Below are 14,912 nucleotides of genomic sequence, written 5' to 3' on the forward strand. Positions count from 1 at the left end.
AGGCTCGTTAACACTACAACACTAATGGAGTCCTAGTGGAAATCAGAAAAGACTTAGAAGAAGTCAGTCCTTATATTGCAAGACTGCTTTCTTTTTCAAAAGAGTTTTCAGATAACAATAAAGACTGGGGTCACTTGAAGAATCAAGAAGATTTCAAGTTTATTCATAAAGTCCCTGATAACGATAGGCATAAAGTTGAAGCCTTATATTGCGGTGGTAGAGATATGGCCATTTATATGGCTAGTACTCTTGCGGAGGTTAACTATGACTTTACTCGCTTTCCCACGTTAACTTCAATCGTGGAAGGTTTCAATGAAAGTTGGGTAAATGGAAATTATGACCCTGAAGTACCTGATACAGCTATTGAAACTTGCAAAACACATGATGTAAACCTTTGGTCTGTCAACCAAATGTACCACTTATTTAAAAGGCAGGAAAAGCTTCTTTCAGCAATAAGGGGCACTCTAAATATATTAAAGAATAGCGATTTATATAAATTAGAAAATGGAATTGAAATAATGAGCAAAGACCAAACTACAATTAATGTTTCAGGTAACTCTTCTTCAAGCATAAATATTAACTCTGACAATGCAACAGCATCAGTTAGTCAAACTTATAATGAACCTGATATATTTAACGAAATAATTTCTGAAATCAAATCGGCAGATTTAGATGATGTTACCAAGCAAGAGTTAATTGACAATACGCAAGCTCTGGCTGTTAGCCACGAGAGCGGTACTTTCTCTGAAGCCTATAAAGATTTTATGCAAAATGTCTCCGCACATATAACTGTTTTTACTCCTTTTTTAGCTGGTCTCTCGGCATTACTATAGTGTTAACAAGGCAGTGTTGTCGGACTCGCTACGCTCGCCGCAAATTGCGGCGTTACAGAATAAATACTCTAACACGTTTTTGTCCAAAAATGAGTGAGATCGACTGTCTGTTCTTCGCTCATAACCGTCATCTAAATTCAGTGCAATTAACTTATTCCGACCATACGCTATTGCATATCAGCCATTATTAATTTAGCCTATTTTAGTGAATTCACTCCCACCTTAGCAAACTAGTTTACATATACCCCTCATATAGTTAGCACGCCAAAATACACCCATGAGCAAAGCAAAATCATTGCCAATCTGGGTGTTAGCAAATCGCATTGTTGCTGCAAATACGCGAGAAGAAAAACAAGCGATTGCGGCGTTGTGTGAGCCACGATATTTACAGCTGCTACGTAATAGTGTGAAAGTGCTGTTAGCCAAAAAGCGTGCTGAGAAACCACCCAAAACTGTGCCTGATTGCTTTGTGCAAGTTAAAAACAAACTAAAGCACAGGTCTGAATGATGGAAAAACTAGAACAACAATTAAAAAACCACGAAGGATGTGTAACCACGGTTTATCTTTGCTCGTAGAATAAACAAGCCATTGGCTATGGTCGCAACTTTATCTATCGATTTTCGTGGTTTTGGGCGGTCAGTTCGTCTTTATATATAGCAGCGGTAACGTTTATAGAAATACCTGCAGGATCAGAACGGTTTGCTGATACTGCACTGGGCTTTATTTTAGCTACGGCACTGGGTGGCATGTTTAACTTTTTCTATGGGTCAAGCCAAGGGTCAAAGCATAAAACCAACAGTTTATTAAGCAAATTTAAGTAGGGCGCTTATGCCAATTTCTCTCAAGTATGGCCAACTCATTCAGTTTGACGAGGCCATTTCCCACTTTAAGCAGAAGATCCAAATACCCACTGAATCATACAAAGATTTGCGGGGCCATATTCATGCGCGCGCATTTACTGTTGCAGGTGCAACGAATACCGAATTACTTGGTGATTTACACAAGGCTGTGACGCATGCCATAGAAGATGGAGAAACGTTAGCAGCATTTAGAAAACGCTTTGATGACATAGTTGCTAAGCATGGTTGGTCATACAATGGCAAACGAGGCTGGCGAACTAAAACGATTTATCGTAATAACAAAAATACAGCGCGTGCAGCTGGCCGTTGGGAACAACAGCAACGGGTAAAAGCGCGTAGGCCATATTTATTATATTTAACGGCGGGTGATCAACGCGTAAGGCCGCAACATGGCAAGTGGAATTATATTTTATTGCCAATTGAACATAATTTCTGGCATACCCATTATCCGCCAAATGGCTGGCTGTGCCGGTGCAAGGTTGTAAACCTGAGTGAAGCCGAGATAAAACGGCAAGGTTTAACGGTCACACCTGAAAACGCATTAAAAGAACACACTAAGTACTTCACAGAAGTTGACGCTAACACAGGTGAAGAATTACAACGTTTGCCAGGCATTGATTTGGGTTGGGACTATAATCCAGGCAAAGCATGGCTTGGTGGTGATATATCTGCAGGCAAAACACTCTATAAGCAAGACAAACACATTAGAGAGATGTTGATCCCAAAGTTTAATGATGCGGTGAATACTGGTGAGTCACATTTTAAAAAGCACATAGCAACGACAGCTGCTAAACAAGCATTAGGACGACAGTTAGATGATGGTGCAAAATTGATAGTCGGGCACTTGAATAATAATGCGGTTGATAAAGTTATTGCCAAGTCAGCTTTAGATCACAGTACCTTGGTGGTCATTGATGACGCGATGATAAACGTGTCGTTGGCAGCAATTGGATTTGAACAAACAGCGAACTTAATGCAGCTAATTCAGCAAGCAAGTTCAGCGGCCTATAATCAAAGTGTATTAAAGCTAACAACTGACAGTGCGCTGATCACAATTCAAGTGATGGCTGATTTTAATCGTGTGGTTGCCGTAGAGAAACTTTAAAGGGTGTTAAAACTGGGTTTAAACGTTATTTAAACTCGCTTTAAACCCGTTTTAAAGTGAACGATTGTGATCTAATTCTAAACGTATAATGAGCAGGAATGATCGTGGAATGAGTCAAAATGAGCGGGTTTTGTCTAAAAACAAACGTAATTTGATTTGTGATGATTTTAGAGTTAGTCTGGTTGAAGTCCTTAGTTAATAGGGGCTTCAGAGCAATCAAATCTAAAATATCACTTCATCCTTAAATCTAGAAATGAACGACCCCTTACATCAATTGTAATGCGACGCTGAAAATTAGAAAAAAAGACGCATGAAACTAGACATATAAAATTATGTTAAATACGCCTTAAAATCCGATTAAATTACCCATAACTCAGATTGTTTTGCCGCTGCTAATAAGCACGCATCTGTAAGTTGCTTTTTAGATACTGAAGCTACTGAGTTATCATTTAAAACCCAAGTTAATGAATCAGTATCGGACATTAATAGTATTGCTCTCGACATACGTGTCTGACTTACCTCGTCACCATCGAATACCATTCCATCAACTTCCACAGCTATATTCGACACGTTAATGTTTCGCTGGGCTTTAAAGCGCGAGCGCTTAACTTGTTCAATGTGTTCAGCGCTGTGCGCCTCAGTAGCAGGGTGGTGATAGGCAATCAATGCATCATCATCAAACACTACTTTGGCGGGCTCTGCTTCGATGGTGAGTGCTAAATCCACGGCCACATGTTCGCTGTTATAACACGCGCGGCGCAGTGTTAAATCAATCACCGGCTCGGCAGGTAACTCGGGGATAGGCTTTGGCTCTTCTGGATTTGTATCATTGTGTGTGTTAGCCGCATCAATTGCTTTCTGCACTTGTTCACACTCAATCACCCACTTTGCATGAGCATCATCAAATGTAGTTTGCTCGTGCGCAATGGCCACTAAGAGCGCTTCATTAATCTGAGCTTGCGGGTGACGCAGCGCGATTTTGGTTTGTACGTTTTGGTATGTGACAACCGCCTGCTGGACTGGTTCGTCGTTAGCTATTGCTTCGATTTGTTCATGCGTCATGAGTGTTCCTTAGCCGTTGTGGGCGATGCCAAGTGGGATTTGGCTGTGGTGGCAGAATACTTTAACGGTGTTGCCGTTGAGGTCAGTTTTTACGTTTTCACCATCAACAATTGGGATGGTTTGGTCATCGCCCCAGCCAAGCTCTTTATATTTAAGCTCAGCACCATGAAGCTGTAAGTAATATAAGCCATTTTTTTCTGTGATAGTAGGAAGCGCTTTCACTCCTGAGTTACCATCAATACCCGCGAAGTTAGGCAAGGGAACATGTGAAGGAAATTCGTCAGGCATTAAAACATATCCCGCACTTAATAAAGCATAACCATCAACAGGGACATTCCTGTTTGTCGTATATGCTACTGTAGTTCCTATTTCACCACTAAAAGAACTTTGTAATCTATTACCAAAATTAACCCTTGCATCATTACCTGCCCATACATTACCCACATCACCCACGACGACAGAGTTAGTTGAAGGCCCTGTGAAGTTTGAAGATACTTCGTATGTAAGCAGCCTGATCCTCTCCGCTGGTTGAGCACCTTGTGTTATCTGATTACTTGTCGATGATACAGTTTGAGTATCCGTACTCCAGGTAGCCCCATTATCTTGTGTAAAGATACTTGTTAAGGACGTTACATTTGATTTTCTATTTAGATCTACCACGGTATGTGCACCATCAGGGATCAAAGGAACCCACTGCCCAACAACCCCATTAGGGAATGTGGCGGCAATTCGTTCCGGGTCTCCGACTATATCTATCCAAGGGAGTGAGTCAAATTCAGCAGGTAACGTAGGCAAATCATGTAAACTATGAAAATCCTTTGTATCGTAGTTATGGTATGCCCCCTGCACGAGGTACCACCCCAAATTTTCTGTAGCCGCCTCCGCTCGATAATCATAATTAGGTATATAAACTCTATCTAGACCGGATTCATTTTTCTGCACAGCACTTACTGAGTACATTAACCCTGAGGTTTTACCTACCAAGTAGCCAAAATAAGGAATATCTGTGGTTTGATTTCTCGGAATTTTATCTGATTTTGACGTATACCTTGCTGTATTAGCGGAAAACTCTATGCGAGTTGCATTATTCGCATGATACTCTGTAGATATATGTAGACCCATATCTGTAACAACCGTAAAAGGTACTTTTCCCTTACCTCGCATTTCACCAGCTACAGCCTTACGCATGCTCTCTTCACGTAACTGATTCACATTAAGCTTGCGGGCATTGAGGCGTAAATCTTCCACTTGACCTGCGTAGATTGCATCGTAAAACTCATATTGGTCACTACGCCCACTAAGATTACCAAGATTACCTGAGCGAGAATCTGGATAGTTCATCTCCCCAGTCCTAACATCAAAACATTGTGACTCTGAGGTAACTGCATTACTTGCTAAAGCATACCAAGAGTTACGTCCAACTCCGTCCCACCACGATAGACACCCCATCGGATTATAAACAGGGTGATAAGCGCCTTGGTTCATGCGCTGGACGAGGGCGATAGGTACTGCTAAACATCTGTTATTGTGTCCTATTCCCTTCTTTGAAGCTAAACCCTCAAAATCACCGTCGTTAATTGACAAACGCTGGCTATTATCTGGTGGATTGAAGTACCCGTTAGCTGACGTAGAGTCTGAATCATAATAGTCATCAGATAATACATTCTGACCTCTAACGTTGAAGAAAGGGACATTAGCGCTATCTATCTTAGGTCTCCAACTTCTAGATATACCTCTATATGCGTAGGTGTAGTCAAATTCATCCCCAATTCCCTCAACAACCCGTATTCTGTAACGCACTTGAATATACGCATTGGCTTTTGGATCAAAATAAATATTATGCTCGGGCTCACTTAAAAATAGGACTTTTTGGGCGTCGGTTAATGACGACCACTTAACACCATAACCCTTGGTGTTTTCATCCCATTCACCAAACGCCGAATAGCTTTGCGCAACCAAGTTATTGAGTAGCGTAACCCCTTCATAGCTGCTTGCGCCGAATTGCACGTTGCCGAGCGGGTAAACTACGTCTTTGTCTGCAATTTTTTCATGCCATGACTCTAAAAACACCAAGTCTTTACGTGAGGTAATGACTTTACTGGTGGCTATTTCTGAAGCGAATGCAACCTCAGCATTAGTATGTTGGGTCACTGTACCTGTGGCTAAATCGTAGGTTTTAGTGCCGTCTGGGGCGTGTGGGAACATTAAATTGTTAAAACCAAAATCAGTGTTGGAAACTTGGGATATGTGATGTAAAACCCCATCAACTGATACCAATGGTTCCGATGATTTTGAGGCTCCAGACGCCTGATAACCTGCACCTAAACGTAATGCGTTAGACTCACTTACACGCTCCCACAAGCCTTCGTTAATCGATTGTGATGAGGCGAGTTGCTTCCCCCACTCAACAAACCCGCTGCCCGCATATTGTTGTTTTCGTATATCACGCAGGGCATCAAACTGGGCTTTGGTCATGGCGTGCGGGTGGGGGTTTACGCTTTGCGCTTGTTCTACCAGTGTTTTGAGTGTCGGCGTTGGGTGTTTGTTGCCATTTTGGTCGGTGAGTTCTACCGTGCCTTGCTGGGTCTGCCAATCCGTCATGGCTTTAGAATTACTCGCTAATGCGTCATGTGTGCCTTGGTATTGTGTGTTTAGCTGCTCGTGTTTTTGTGTTACATCGTTGAGCGCGGTGACTGCGTTGGTGAGTTCAGTGGTCATAATATACCTTTGTATTTATTTGTATTTATCTGTATTTATTCGAAGTTAAACAGAGAATAATTGGTTAATTTGCTGTGCTGTAAGCGTGTTGTTTAATGCTGCATTGAGTGCCGTGTTTAGCTTGGCGTTTTGCTGTGCAAGGGTGTTAATACTCAGGGCGCACAACGCCGCGCTTGCTTTACTGTGCAGTGCATCTAGCGATGTTTGTGCGCTGTGACGTTCAGTTTGCTGTTGTGCATTGGTTGCGCTGTTTTTAAGCGTTGTCAGTTGAGCTACATCATCGCTGACTTGCTGTGCGGTTTGCACCACTTGGTCATGCGTAATCGTTACATTATTGTTTGCCCGTATCGCACTGTGTGCATACTGTTCGGTGCTGCTTGCTCGCTTTGCTGTGTTTGCATCAAACTGCTGTGCGGTTCGGGTAATATCTGCTTTTGTGTTGTCAGCATGCGCGCTTACTTGTGCACCGACATTAATAATGTGCTGCTCTGTGGTGTGGGCCTTGGTGTTAATTGTTAGCTTAGCGTTAGTGACAGCATTGCTCAGAGAATCACCCAATACACTCAGGTCATTTTTGACCTGTTCAATGTGTGTCTTATCTGCTTGCACTTGCCTCACTTCGGTGTGTGTTTGCGCTTGGGCCGTAGCGCAAATGGCGGCTGCGGCATGACTGTGGGTTTTGTCTAAACTCACCAGTTCGGCGGCTTGCTGTACACCTTGTTTAAGTTCAAATACGGTTTGCTTATGCACTGCGATTTGCTCTGCATGCGCGTTAACATCACTTGCTTTTGCCATAACCTCATTATGTGCAAGCACTATTTCATCGTGCTTAGTAATGACGTTGTTATTAGCGCTTATGACTTGCGGATAAACTGCATTAAAGGCATTAATACGCGGTGCAACGCTCGCTAAGCTTTGCTGGTTACTTGCTATTTCTTGCGCCATGGTGGCCAAGTCGCTGCTGGCAGTCATGGCTACTTGGGCCAACTCTGCAATCTTGGTGGGTGTGGGAATGGCTGAGGCTTCACCTAAAAAGTTGGTGATTGGATGTGTATCATCAGTGCTGGTAAACCAGCCAGTTAACTCACTTTCCCGTCGGTGCCATTTGGCCTGTAACTCTGCAATGCCTTTCGCCAACTTTGCTGGCGTTGTTGCCGCAAAGTTCTGCACCAAGCCATAGCCAATGTTGTTGGCATTGGATGCTGGGTTAAACGGGGTGCCATCGAGCAAGCTTACTTTTATTTGCGTATCGCTGTTAACATCAAACACTTGTAAAATGTGGTCTTGCTCACTAATACGAAAGTACAGTAAATCGCCATTTTGGGCTTTTGCCACCCGTTCAAATAACGTGTTTGAGCCCGTAATGATTGAGCTATTTTTTTGTATTGAGATTGTGCCGATTGAGTAAGCCATTGTTAACCACACATATAAAAAACGGGAATTTGTGCAACGTCTGTACTGCACTCGAAGTTAAGATTTTGTCGTGCTTTTGCTACTGTGTAATTGTGTACTAAATTATCGTCTTGCTTATGCGCCTTACCTAGTATTGTGCTAGCACATAACAAATCACCTTGTTGTATATTTCCATTGGTACCTACGACATTCATCATGCCATCACCAACGCTATTGACCTCAGCGACCTGAAAATCATGCAAATTTTGTTCTGCCCATGCCTGATAGACGCCCAATTCTTCAAAGCCTGAGTTGATCTCAATTTCACGGTGCCTAACGTAAACACCAATCACGTTAGTTTGCTTGTCATGATTACTTAGTGCACCTTCAAACAGTGCGTTTGATATATCTTCTATGCCAACTAGCTGCGTTTCGACTAGCAAATCACCAGGAATGAGTTGCGAAATAAGCGAGTTTTTTACACAAACTCGGTGCTGTCCGGTAAAAGGTAAATATCCGCCACCGGCATACAATTTTAAACTTCCAGCCCAAAGTGCCGTGGCCGATGTGTTATTCGCAGTTACTGTGATGACATTTTTTGTACCGTGAGCATGAAAAGCTTTTTCTTTGCCGCTAATCTCTAATGCGTTATTACCGCCTGTACCAATGTAAAGGCCTTTTGCGCTCGATGTAGGGGAGAAATTAATAATTGTTGCTATACGGCCTGAATATTTTGCACTTATGTTTATCGCGTCCGTATAGACTGTGCCTGCTTGCATTAAAATTCGACCCTTAAAAACACCGCTGGTAGCCTCAACTCTTCCTTTGAATGTTCCACTGTTCGCATAAACGTTCCCTGTGAACGTGCCGCTTGTCGCATTGACATGACCGCTAAAAGAACCACTATTCGCGACAATATGACCAGTGAACGTGTATTTTCCGCTACTTGAGTCAAAATAAACCGCGCTGTTATTGCTATTATCAAGTAACTCAAACGTGCCGGCTTTAATCCGCATCTTACCGGGTGTGATGGTCATTCCCGTCACCGTGCCATTCACATCAACGCCCAATTCCGCGCGCGCACTTAATTGCCCCAACGTCCCCGCATGAGACTGTAGAATTAAGTTTGCACTGCTAATTCGGCCCTCTGAATTACTGACCCGCGTTGAGAGGTTTTGCGTAGCCGTTGCTGCGCCCTCGGCCGTGGTTTTAACATCTGAGATTTGACTGGCGTTAGCGTCCACGCCTTGCTCAATGTTTTCAGCTCGTAAAGCGAGTGCTGAAATCGCACTGGCATTGCCGTCGGCATCGGATTGCGCGATGTCTACACGACTATTCACTGCTGTGATATTTCCTTCGATATCCAGTGCACGCAGCGTTAAAGCGCTCAATGCCGAATTGTTACCTTTTACGTCACTTTTAACGACATTAATTGAGTCGCTAACCGCCCCCAAGCGCCCATCAATACTAGCTTCAAGTCGTGTACTCTCGGCTGCAATAGCTGCGTTGGCATCTGACTTTGTATAAAACGTTTGGTCTAAGCTTGCAAAGTTGCCGTTAAATTCACTGCTTAGCTCTGTTTTTGCTTGAGATACCGCAGCTTGAGAATCAACTTTTGTAATGTAGTAGTGCTTTATTTCACTGTGATTTTCATTCACTGTTGATGTCAGATTTGTAATGTCTGTTGATAACGCTTGCTCTGCAGTTGCGAGCGCTTGCGATACGTGCGTTATTTGTGCTTTGCTATTGTCTGCTTCAGCGCTCACATTCGTAATTTGGGTTGATAGGGCTTGTTCCGTTGTTGCAAGCGTCTGTGATACTTGCGTTATCTGCGCTTTACTATCATCTACTTCAGACTTTACAGTGCTGATTTTAATCGCCGTTGCTTCATTGACTGTGGCTTGTGCAGCGGCCGCTTCACTCACGACAGCATTGGTGGTATCGGTTTTTTGTTCTAGATGTAGGGTACTGGTTAAATCAGCGTCGAATACGTGTTCGCTATCTAATGCTTGTTCAAGTACAGATTGAGCAATAGCGTCAATATCGCTCATATCTTGTTTAATGTCTTTTATGTCCTGCGGGTTTACACCCGTCGCACTGAATGTTTGATGTACTACGTCACTGTTGTGAATAGCGGTGATTGTTAAAGCAGGGGTGCCTTGGCCATCGATATCAACAACTAACTCATCTTCCGTTTTATTTAACTTATCGTCTGTAAGCAGTGCTGTTATGAAGCCTGTTTCGTCATCGAGTGTGACTTTGATAACTTGGTAAGCAAGCTCGGTGTGCGTTTGTTTGTCTTTAAGTGATACCCGTACAGTATTGCTAAGCGTGGCTGGGAGCCAACCATCGCCAAGCCCGATCCACATGGGGGATTGCGAAAGCTCAAAATTAAGCGCAGCAAACTCTTGTCGCTTGGGGGCTTTTTGGGTTTTGATGACTTTACTAGACCAGGGCGACTCTCCAAGTGTGTTTATAGCTCTGACTTGATAGTTATAAAGCGTGTCGGGAGTTAACGCTGTTTTTGTATAAATCGGGCTTTTAATGAGTGGGCCAGTGCTCGGTTCTTCATCAGTGCCTAACCATTGCCACTGTATTTGAGTGCCAAGCGTATTATCATTAATGACTGCAGACAGCGTCACAGTGTTATGGCTTATGTCAGTCACGACACTTGGTTTGGCTGGTCTATCTACAACAAAATCAATGCTATTGACCACACTTGCTTTACCTCTTACGTTAACCGCACGTACTTCAACGATGTAACTGCCCACCTGCAATGTGGGTAAAATGGCTGATAAATAGCTGTATTTTAAGCGATGAAGTTGATTGTTTTGGCCATTGTAATGCTGATAGATATCAAGCAAATAATGGTCTACAGCGTCAGGCGCATCATGCGACCAGGTTACTTTGATGTAGGCATCTTTTTGAATAGAAAGCGCTAAATCTTCAACCGGCTTTAACTGGCCAGCAACGTAATCCGTATTTGGCGTTAAATCGTTTACGCCTGGCACCATGTTGTCAGCCCAAAGCGCTGCGCTGTCTTCAATACATTGGATAGTCACTGCGCCATCGAGTTTGAATTTACGGCCGACCACGCGATAGGTTTTATTATTGATGTGATACTCGGGTATATGAACTTTGATGGTTCTACCCACGGCAGCACGTAAGCCAACATGCTTAAGTGGAAGTTCAATGCTCCCTAGTCGTGTTTGCTCAAGTTTGATTGCGGCTAAGCGCTGGGCCGTGGCACTGCTGCGAACAAATGGCAAGCTGAGCGTTTGTTCAAGAGGCTGAGCGTCTTGTTGTAAGTAACCTTCAGCAATCACCGGTGGCGCATCAGTGCGCTCGTATTCTTGATTTGGGTCAACAAATTGCGCGCGTACAATGTTGGCTCTGGCTTTTAAATCTGCGTGCCATTTTATTTTTACATCACCGCGTATGTCGTCGCTTTTTACTGTGTATGTTGGGTTGCCATACCAGGCTCCTACGCGCACATACCACTGACCCATTTGTCGAAATACTTTACCGGCAAAACTGCGCTCTAACTGTTGTAATACTTCAAGGGGCTTTGACGTAAAACTAAACGTACCATTGATGGTGTAACGTGCTTCGTGCTTTTCTATATTACTTTCGGTAAAAGGCACTTGCTCATCACACACACTCGCAGCGGCTTTCCACCAAGTCAGTGGTAGGTTTTGCAGTGGCACCTGGTTCGCGCCATAAAATCGTACGTAGTGCAGGGTACATAGCACCGCATTTTGCGACCACTTCCACGTACTTTCATTATCGCTTTTTTGTACACCATCGCGCGGGTCCCATACTCGTGCACCGCGTATTAAAAACTCGCAATCGCTAATGCCATCGGGAAATACATCACGGTTATTTTCAAACTCAATAAACACATGGGCTTGTCTAAAACCAATGTGCTTGCTGGTCCAGCCCTGCATTTTTGAGATGGCTTTTGCATTTGCTTGAGTATGATGGCCATTACTCAATGAATAGTCATAGCTTTCACTTGGGTATGTTGAAAGGCGCTTGTTCGCAATGAATATGTCTTCTAACGCATCGATGGGCGCGCCATTAATAAGCACTATCAGCTGTATAAACTCTTTATCACTGCGAGTTACGGTTGCTTGGTGCGCAATCACACCGCCAACGCGGTCGCGGCCAAACGTAATACGCCGTGGTTTATCTATGCCTTTTTGTAAGCCTTTGGCGAGTGTCGCGGTCTCTTGCTCTGGTTGGTCAATGTCAGGGCTGAGTCCATCGAACAGCGCGCCAATGGTTGCATCCCAAACGCCTTCAACAATATCGCCGACAACCTCTACAACTTTACTCATGAATGGCCTCCAACGAGAAAGCACACTCAATCGCTTCAAAGGGAAGGGTGGTTAAGCCCACAGTTGAAACGCAGTGCACAACGCCTAAGCCCACAATGCCGCCAACTAATTCATCGTTAAAACGACACAGCGCAATATCACCACGTTTTACATAATCAATTTCGATTTCAACGGTGTTTAAACGCGCTTTAAACACCCCTTTAAAGTCACTTTTAACGACATTTAAACCCTGTTTAAATGTTGAGTAGCTACCGCGCTCAGGCGCTGGGTCAAAGCCATGAATACATTTAATCCAGTCAGCCACAAACAAACAGCAATCAAATTCGCCCAGGCTAAATGATTTATCAGCGCAGCTTTCTAAATACGCATTTAACTTAGTGGCGACGGTATTCATTCTCACCTCCAACGCGGCCACCTGGCTGGGTGTCATGTAATACCGTACCAATGGTTGCGCTGTGCTCAGCAAAAAACGCATCCCCCGGGTGTAGTGCTTTTTGTGTTGAGTCATTCCAACGTTGGTGTAATCGTGCTTGTTGCCAACGCTCAGATTCACCCGTAACCGCCAAGGTGATTTTTGATACCACACCACGCTCGGTGTCACACGAGACAATAAAACCACTTTCAATAAGCTGATAATCATCAACGCGGTAATGTTCATCAACACTCACCAAATAGATTTCAACCGCATCGCCGATTGGGTCGTTCACTGCAACTTCACCTAATATGTCAGAGTTGGGCGTTGTGAGTGTTAAACGCACACGGTTTACGGTGTTGTTATCATTCGCAGGTATTTCGCTCACTTGACCAAGCGCACCAAGGCCCAGCCACGTGGCACTTAAAAAGCGGCGCTCACCTACGCCAGTGTGTAACCTTAAATCGCCGGCTTTTAAATTAATGCGTACAAAGTAACGCATCCGGCCGTTGGCCATTTTTTCAATCAAAGAAGGTTTAATTGCTTCCATTAAAACGCCTCCCGCCCTTTGATTTTCCAGCTTGTCACAACCCCATTTTTGTACTGTGCGTCTGCCAAGCCTTGCTTGTTGTTCGCCAGGCGAAATACACCAGCAGGTTTTGAGAAAGAAACTGGGGTGTTATGGGCAGGAATACGGCGCAGCGGGGGCTCAAAGTGCAACATCGTCGCCCCCGTGCGATGTGGTATTACATTTTCAGTGAGTATTTTTAGCTCAGCACTGCCACCTGAACCAATTTGAATTTTAGAGCCCGCACGTGCGTAAACCTGGCCAGAGGGCAGGTTAGTCACCGCCAGTGTATTACCGTCTTGATTTGAGCCAGACACATAAGCAACCGTGTCTAAGTTGGTTTGCTCAAAACGCGCATCATGCAGCAAGAACGCACCGACGGAGCCCCGTAGTTTTGCCAAAAAGCCATCCAACTCCAATGCTGCAGACTCAGGCACATTTGCAAATTCAACGTCAAACTCCCAATACGCGCCCTCGTTGTCGAATACCTCTGCCGCATTATTGGCTTTATTAACGTGTAACTGGCTATTTGGTACCAGCCTAAATACACAGGTTTTAGGCTGCTTGGGGAGTGGTAAAAACTCCATAGTTTTCTCGCTCGTCGATGTTTTGATGTGACGAGTTTAAAAATTTATGGAGCCGCAGGGAGCGTGGAAAGTGGTTTACATGGGTTTAGATATCGGGTTCTAAAAATTCTAGTTTTTTATATATATCCTTGCCAATAAGAGAGCGAATATCTAAGGTGAACTCTTCTTTTAGTTTACTGTTATAAGTGCTTACTGAGTTATATAGATTTCTGAATAGTTCTAAGGTTGCTCTTTCTTGTTGGGTGTTAGAGGATTTTTCTATAATCAAAATAACGATTAAATTGCCAACCCAAGCATTTTGTACAACGTGTTCAGGCTGTTCGCTCAGGCATTTTTCAGCTGCTAGCTCTTTGGTAAGACGTGGTTCATTATGATAATAGTAATCTAAACACCCCCTCAAGTTCGATAACTTCCTATCAGCTTCAACTATATCAAATATTATTATCTTATGTAAAAGCTCTTTATCCTGTGAAGGATCATTGTGTAGTATTCGCCTGGGAAGGTTACTATTGTTTTTGACCATTTCATCAAGTCCCGCAACCCTCTTTGGATCTTTTGATATATTACGATAAATGTAATCGACCGCAAGTCTGAGTAGTTCTTTAGATAAAGGGCGCTCAAGTGCTTCTTTTAACATGTCGAGACGCCTGAAGTTTAGAGTGTGTACACGGTCAGTATGCGATGAATCTACAAGTTCCTTCAACTCTTTTTGATTGGATTGCCAAGTTAGAAAAATAAGTATTGATGTGACAGCTAATAAAACAGGTGAAAGCACGCCATTAAAATAACTGGCGAATTGTGCCCAACTTTCCAGTGTTGGCCGCTCATTCCATTCAAAGTAATGCAAAAAAACCAACAGGAAAACGCTAAACATAAAAAGTATTAATGATATATAAAGTGTGATTGTAGATGTAAGAAAGCACTTTATGTGAGTAAGAAAGCACTTTTTGTAAGTAATTAATTTAACAATCGAGCCAATTAAAAAGAGTAACCCAAGCATAATTGTGACAACGAACAAAAGATATTGAGTCAAA

At 43.4% G+C, this 14,912-nt stretch carries 11 protein-coding genes; 3 read left to right on the forward strand and 8 right to left on the reverse strand.

Features of this window, described 5'->3' with window-relative positions:
• Positions 1 to 35: 35 nt before the first annotated feature.
• The 3 genes from J8L98_RS21995 to J8L98_RS22005 all read left to right on the forward strand — a co-directional run bounded on the left by J8L98_RS21995 (position 36) and on the right by J8L98_RS22005 (position 2,799).
• Positions 36 to 833: a hypothetical protein gene (locus J8L98_RS21995; RefSeq protein ID WP_210998223.1), complete on the forward strand. Its 798-nt coding sequence runs from the start codon at positions 36 to 38 to the stop codon at positions 831 to 833.
• A gap of 277 nt (positions 834 to 1,110) precedes the next feature.
• Positions 1,111 to 1,341, forward strand: coding sequence for a hypothetical protein (locus J8L98_RS22000; RefSeq protein ID WP_210998224.1), 231 nt, complete (start codon positions 1,111 to 1,113; stop codon positions 1,339 to 1,341).
• A 321-nt stretch (positions 1,342 to 1,662) separates the two neighbouring features.
• Positions 1,663 to 2,799, forward strand: coding sequence for a phage minor head protein (locus J8L98_RS22005; RefSeq protein ID WP_210998225.1), 1,137 nt, complete (start codon positions 1,663 to 1,665; stop codon positions 2,797 to 2,799).
• 357 nt (positions 2,800 to 3,156) lie between these two features.
• Here the strand turns inward: J8L98_RS22005 and J8L98_RS22010 are convergent, their stop codons facing one another.
• From J8L98_RS22010 to J8L98_RS22045, 8 genes are all read right to left on the reverse strand, one after another.
• Positions 3,157 to 3,861: a hypothetical protein gene (locus J8L98_RS22010; protein ID WP_210998226.1), complete on the reverse strand. Its 705-nt coding sequence runs from the start codon at positions 3,859 to 3,861 to the stop codon at positions 3,157 to 3,159.
• Between the two features lie 9 nt (positions 3,862 to 3,870).
• Complete coding sequence (locus J8L98_RS22015) at positions 3,871 to 6,579, reverse strand: hypothetical protein (protein WP_210998227.1); 2,709 nt, start codon at positions 6,577 to 6,579, stop codon at positions 3,871 to 3,873.
• A 45-nt stretch (positions 6,580 to 6,624) separates the two neighbouring features.
• Positions 6,625 to 7,992, reverse strand: coding sequence for a hypothetical protein (locus J8L98_RS22020; RefSeq protein WP_210998228.1), 1,368 nt, complete (start codon positions 7,990 to 7,992; stop codon positions 6,625 to 6,627).
• Between the two features lie 2 nt (positions 7,993 to 7,994).
• Positions 7,995 to 12,311, reverse strand: coding sequence for a hypothetical protein (locus tag J8L98_RS22025; RefSeq protein WP_210998229.1), 4,317 nt, complete (start codon positions 12,309 to 12,311; stop codon positions 7,995 to 7,997).
• On the reverse strand, positions 12,304 to 12,705 hold the full coding sequence (locus tag J8L98_RS22030; protein WP_210998230.1) for a hypothetical protein: 402 nt from the start codon (positions 12,703 to 12,705) through the stop codon (positions 12,304 to 12,306). Before J8L98_RS22030 ends, J8L98_RS22025 begins: the two co-directional genes overlap by 8 nt.
• Positions 12,686 to 13,273 carry a hypothetical protein gene (locus J8L98_RS22035; RefSeq protein WP_210998231.1) on the reverse strand — a complete coding sequence of 196 codons (588 nt, stop codon included), beginning with the start codon at positions 13,271 to 13,273 and terminating at the stop codon, positions 12,686 to 12,688. Before J8L98_RS22035 ends, J8L98_RS22030 begins: the two co-directional genes overlap by 20 nt.
• Complete coding sequence (locus tag J8L98_RS22040; protein WP_210998232.1) at positions 13,273 to 13,878, reverse strand: hypothetical protein; 606 nt, start codon at positions 13,876 to 13,878, stop codon at positions 13,273 to 13,275. Before J8L98_RS22040 ends, J8L98_RS22035 begins: the two co-directional genes overlap by 1 nt.
• A gap of 85 nt (positions 13,879 to 13,963) precedes the next feature.
• Positions 13,964 to 14,911, reverse strand: coding sequence for a hypothetical protein (locus tag J8L98_RS22045; RefSeq protein ID WP_210998233.1), 948 nt, complete (start codon positions 14,909 to 14,911; stop codon positions 13,964 to 13,966).
• Between the last annotated feature and the right edge of the window lies 1 nt (position 14,912).

Origin of the sequence: Pseudoalteromonas sp. MMG013, from assembly GCF_018100885.1 — a bacterium.
Taxonomy (GTDB): Bacteria; Pseudomonadota; Gammaproteobacteria; order Enterobacterales; family Alteromonadaceae; genus Pseudoalteromonas; species Pseudoalteromonas aurantia.